General features: G+C 49.8%; 4 protein-coding genes. 2 read left to right on the top strand and 2 right to left on the bottom strand.

Translation table 11 applies throughout. From position 1 onward, the window contains the following. Positions 1 to 290: 290 nt before the first annotated feature. Complete coding sequence (locus MiSe_RS47445; RefSeq protein WP_226594125.1) at positions 291 to 2,120, bottom strand: ShlB/FhaC/HecB family hemolysin secretion/activation protein; 1,830 nt, start codon at positions 2,118 to 2,120, stop codon at positions 291 to 293. A gap of 359 nt (positions 2,121 to 2,479) precedes the next feature. On the opposite strand from MiSe_RS47445, the gene MiSe_RS47440 reads away from it, so the two are divergent. Beyond that, entirely contained in the window at positions 2,480 to 2,623 is a 144-nt protein-coding gene (locus tag MiSe_RS47440; RefSeq protein WP_226594123.1) for a hypothetical protein, read from the top strand. A 292-nt stretch (positions 2,624 to 2,915) separates the two neighbouring features. On the opposite strand, the gene MiSe_RS47435 is transcribed toward MiSe_RS47440, so the two are convergent. Further along, positions 2,916 to 3,401 carry an allophycocyanin subunit alpha-B gene (locus MiSe_RS47435; RefSeq protein WP_226594120.1) on the bottom strand — a complete coding sequence of 162 codons (486 nt, stop codon included), beginning with the start codon at positions 3,399 to 3,401 and terminating at the stop codon, positions 2,916 to 2,918. Positions 3,402 to 3,905: 504 nt separating this feature from the next. On the opposite strand from MiSe_RS47435, the gene rlmD reads away from it, so the two are divergent. Further along, positions 3,906 to 5,312 (top strand): 23S rRNA (uracil(1939)-C(5))-methyltransferase RlmD, encoded by a 1,407-nt coding sequence (rlmD, locus tag MiSe_RS47430; RefSeq protein WP_226594128.1) that lies wholly within the window; start codon positions 3,906 to 3,908, stop codon positions 5,310 to 5,312. The last annotated feature ends 121 nt before the right edge of the window (positions 5,313 to 5,433 follow it).

Here is a 5,433-nt window from a genome sequence, read left to right as displayed (position 1 = left end):
ACGGGCTATTAACTTACGGAAAATCAATTGTATTCTATTAAGTCACAATCCGCTATAAAATCCATCTCACCTGCCGAAGAAGCCCACCTGCTCACCTGCTATTTTCAAGACAGGTCTATATGACTAGCACCCTTAAGGGTGCCGCTATACAAACTCAGCCCGTCTACACGGGCTATTAACTTACGGAAAATCAATTGTATTCTATTAAGTCACAATCCGCTATAAAATCCATCTCACCTGCCGAAGAAGCCCACCTGCTCACCTGCTATTTTCAAGACAGGTCTATATGACTAGGGACTAATTAATACCTGAAAATAAAAGCCGGAATCTTGAGCATTTTCACCTCTGTCGCTGAGGTTAATTAAGGGATAAGCGTAATCAAGGCGCAAGTTTACTTTAGGAATTGGTTGCCACAATAACCCTAAACCTACTCCGGCTAAAAATCTTTGGTCTGATGAGGAATTGGGATTATTTGATACGTTCCAAACTGAACCAAAATCGATAAATGGTGCTACCTGAAAGATGGCGGCACCATCGGCATCCCGTTGTAAGGTAATGCGGTCTTCGATTGAGAATCTGAAACCATTATCACCAGAGCGAATGTTTTGCCGATAGCCGCGCAAGGATTGACCGCCGCCGATGACAAATTGCTGGGATGGTAATAAGCTGTTTGGTGTTAGTTGGACGTCGGCTTGTAAAATTAGCAAATTAGATTCAGAAAGCCTTTGCACGCGCTGGACTTGACCCAGCCAACTGAAAAAGCGAGCATCTGGAATCGGGTCGGGATTGGTGGTGGCGTCGAATAAACTGGTGCCGAAACTAAATTGACTTCGCACCGCTGTTGCTCCCATTGCATCTCGGCGAATATAATCTTGTCCAAATTTGAAGGTGCTGGTGCGGCTTCTACCTTCTTCTTGATCTGGTCCAATGCCAAAACCAAACGGGCGATCGCCGATAAATGTTTGACCGTCTTGAAATGTAAAGCCAAGGGATAAAGCAAATTCTTGTCGCACAGATCGAATCAACGGCTGTCGGAAACTAATTTCGTATAATTGAGAATCGCCGTTAATATTTAATTCGTCAAAGTCTGGGGCGGTTACTTCAAACCAATTCGGTGCAACTCGCAATTGTAAAGTGCCTTCTCTTGCATTCAACGGAATGCGATAGGTAAAGTCAAGGGCATTTGAACCTCCTGTGGTAGAACGGTAATAAGAAGCAGAAATTTCATCTCCCAATCCGGTAAGATTGCGATAGATAAAATTAACGCCCAATCGTTCCGAACCAACGCTAGGCGGCGAGTAATTGTCAACGCTAAAGTTACTTCTAAATTGGTCAGCTTCTGTAACGCGAACCCGCAGAATACTTTGACCCAGACGGCTTCCAGAACGCAGGTTGGCTTCTATATTTTCAAATAGAGGATTCGTTCGCAGCAGTCGCAGTTGCTCTTCTAATTCGGTGGTATTGAGGGGCGTACCCGTTCCCAAGCGCACGCGCGATCGCACATATCCACTATTCAACCTGCGCGTTCCTTCAATCTCAATCCGCTCTACACTGCCTTCAATAACCCGAATTTGCACTATCCCATCGGCGATGGTTTGGTCTGGCAAAACCGCTCTGGAGGTAATATAACCCCGGTCTATGTAAAGTTGAGTAATCGCATCCGCAACGCCCCTCAGTTCTTCTAAAGTCACTTCCCGTCCTTCATACTTTTGGATGATGCGATTAAGCTCATCTTGAGAGAAAATAGTACTACCGCTAACTTGAATTTTCCGCACAGAAATCCTCACCGGAGGGGTTTCTGGCGAGGGTGTAGGCGTGGGAGTCGGTAATATGGGTTCCTCTTGTTCGGGGGTTGTCGGTTGGGGGGTTGGGGCGGGTTGCAGGAAACGATCTTCGTTGGGGTTGGGTTGAGGATTAAATGGTGGAATCGGCAGATTTTCTCTTGGTTGAGGATTATCTATGGGCGGTGCAGTCTGGGCGATGGGTTGTGTCGCCGGGGGTATTTCAGCCGCAGGGAGGGATTTGGCTGTGGCGATTGGCGTCGCAACGGCAACGCCCTTCGCACCAGTCAGACAAATAGCACCGATCGAGAGTTGAAGCAGCAAAAAGCGCGAATACACTAGAAATCCTTTCCTAAAGGAGGCTATGCGGAAGGCACCCACCTACAGAAGCACAATTATTTTATTGCGATTGACGACCTGCAATAGTTTACGAAGTTGGCAACGGCTATCAAATTAAATGCTATGTGTATATTTGAATATGGGATTTGGAACGATGATGAACATCACAAACAAGAATGATTTAGATCGCGATCTGCCTGATGGGAACGGGTAATACTAATAGACAACTGAACTCTAGCCGAGTCATCGACAGGGAACACACGAGCCGCCGACAGTTTCTCCAAGCAGACTGTCGGTTTTTTATTTGAATTAGGTAATGGGTCATGGGTAATGGGTCATGGGTATGGGTGATTAGACATGTGGCAAAAATAACACTGGAGGGGCAGGATGCCCATCCCACAAGAGTCATTGTTTCTGGTGGGGTAGGCGTCCCGCCTGCCCAAGAATTTGATCAAAGGGACTTTTCCAGATCGGGACTGACGCAAACACCAAAGTTTCTATGAAAAATCGTCGGTTTGGCAACTAGAGATCCCAGCTGGAAACAAAGGTGATAGGTCTCCCAAGCGTAAGTCCTGAAGATTTCTATTGCAAAGCCCTTCTCAAGCATGAACGATGACCCATTACCAATTACCAATTACCAATGACCCAATTAAAATTTCCCCACCGCCTGGCGGTACTCTGACACAGCTTATGCCAGGAAGCACCGCCAAGGGTGGGGAACTTAGCTAAGATCAAACAAGAGGTATCGGTCAAAGCAGCTTCTCGCCGGTTTTTGGTGCTGCTGCCAAAGCGAACTTAGGACATTGACTGAATGATGTAGTCAAAGTAAGGAGCTGCTTCGGTGGCGTCTTCCTCGGAAAGGAGTGCTAAAGAAGCTTTTTTCAGACAGCGGATCGATTCAACCATGCCGGGGACGGGGACGCCCAGGGAATTGTACATTTCCTTGACGCCAATCAACCCAATTTTCTCAATCGGTTCTTTGTCTCCGGAGAGAATTCCGTAGGTAATTAGACGCAGATACCAGCCGTAGTCTCTCAGACAAAGCGCCCGCTGACGTTGCCCGTAGGCGTTTCCACCCGGTGCGATAAAATCGGGACGTTTCTGCCAAAGCTGTTTGCTGGCTTCTTCTACTATCTTTTTCTCGTTTTCGGCTAATGTGTTGGCGATCCGCACCCGCTGTTCGCCGGTTTGAAAAAAGTCTTTGATACCTTTGAGTTCGCCGCTGCTGGGATATCGAAGTTCGTCGTCGGCTTTGAGAATAACTTGGCTAACTACACTCATGATTATTAGAGGTTGGGTGAATATCAATTTGTAGTTTAACGATTGAGTGGGACACAAATAAAGGGAGGGGAGCAGGTGAGCAAGCGAGCAGGTGAGCAGAGGAGCAGAGGAGCAGGGCGCCAGGGGGGAAAACTTAATCGCCAATCCGATCCCCCCCTGCCCCCCCTTCACAAGGGGGGGAGCCACCATCGCCCATCGGAGCCCCCCCTGCCCCCCCTTAAGAAGGGGGGGAGCCACCATCGCCAATCCGATCCCCCCCTGCCCCCCCTTAAGAAGGGGGGGAGCCACCATCGCCAATCCGATCCCCCCCTGCCCCCCCTTAAGAAGGGGGGGAGCCACCATCGCCCATCGGAGCCCCCCCTGCCCCCCCTTAAGAAGGGGAGAACCAGGGGGGACTCCGAGCCTCCCCAGCCGCCCGTTGGCAAGGGGGGGACCAGGGGGGGCTCCGAGCCTCCCCAGCCGCCCGTTGGCAAGGGGGGGACCAGGGGGGGCTCCGCTCCCGCCCTGCACCCCGTTCACAAGGGGGGGACCAGGGGGGGATCTCAATGGCAGCAGGGGGAATTGGTGGAGGTGAGGATTACCGATCTGACTGATGAGGGGGATGGGGTGGGGCGCACCCTTGAGCGGGTGGTGTTTGTGCCGGATACTGTAGTGGGCGATCGCATTCTCGTCCGCCTAGTCCGCGTTAAACCCGAATACGCTTTTGGCAAATTACACCAAATTTTGGAACCTTCGCGCGATCGCATCCGCCCTAGTTGCATTGTGGCGGATAAATGCGGCGGCTGTCAGTGGCAGCACATTAACTATGAATATCAGCTAGAAGCGAAGCGAAATCAAGTTATTCAAGCTTTAGAACGCATCGGCGGCATTTCTCACCCGCCTGTCGATGCGGTGTTAGCGGCGAATTCGCCTTTGGGTTACCGCAACAAAGCTACCTATCCCCTGGGAATCTCATCTACTGGTGTTGTGCAAGCGGGATATTACCAAAAATCGAGCCACCATCTCATTAATTTAAATCAATGCCCCGTGCAAGATTCGCGGTTAAATCCTTTGCTGGCAAATGTAAAGAAAGATATCGAAAACCGGGGTTGGCAGGTATACGATGAAAAACGCCACAAAGGGCAGGTGCGCCATTTGGGTCTGCGAATTGGGCGGCGGACTGGGGAAATGCTGCTAACGCTGGTAGTAAAGGATTGGCATTTACCGGGAATTGAAGCGCAGGCGCAGGAATGGTTGCAGCGATATCCTAATTTGGTGGGAGTGTCGTTAAATCGCAATCCCCAACGCACGAATGCTATTTTTGGCAATGAAACTCGCTGCATTGCGGGAAAACCCGATCTGGTAGAAGAATTTGCCAATTTGAAATTCCACATTCGCCCGGATACGTTTTTCCAAGTGAATACAGAAGTTGCCGAAGCGCTGGTGCAGGCGATTATAGATGAGTTAAATTTGCAAGGCGATGAAATGCTAGTCGATGCTTATTGTGGCATTGGTACGATGACGTTACCGCTAGCAAAACAAGTGCGTCAAGCAATGGGTTTGGAATTGCAAGGGGAAGCTATTGAACAAGCAAAGGCAAATGCAGAATTAAACGGGATAAATAATATTACATTCCAGGTGGGGGCGGTGGAGAAATTGCTGCCCGATTTAGAAGTAATGCCGGATATTGTATTGCTCGATCCGCCCCGTAAGGGATGCGATCGCAATGTCATGGATACCCTTTTACAGATTAAACCCCAGCGCATTGTCTATGTCAGTTGCAAACCCGCTACCCTCGCCCGCGATTTGAAATTATTATCTCAGGATGGGGAATATCGATTAACGCGGGTACAACCTGCTGATTTCTTCCCCCAAACATCCCACGTTGAATGCGCTGCTTTCTTGGTGCGACAGCAAGCGATCGCTCTGTAGGGGCAAGGCAGCAACTAGAGCGAGCTGCATCGCTCAAAGATTTTCCCCCGCCTGTAGGGGCAAGGCAGCAACTAGAGCGAGCTGCATCGCTCAAAGATTTTCCCCCGCCTGTAGGGGCAAG

The sequence above is a fragment of the Microseira wollei NIES-4236 genome, from assembly GCF_020521235.1.
Classification (GTDB): domain Bacteria; phylum Cyanobacteriota; class Cyanobacteriia; order Cyanobacteriales; family Aerosakkonemataceae; genus Microseira; species Microseira wollei.
Note: the sequence above shows the minus strand (reverse complement) of the source record. Positions and strands in the feature narration are given on the sequence as shown.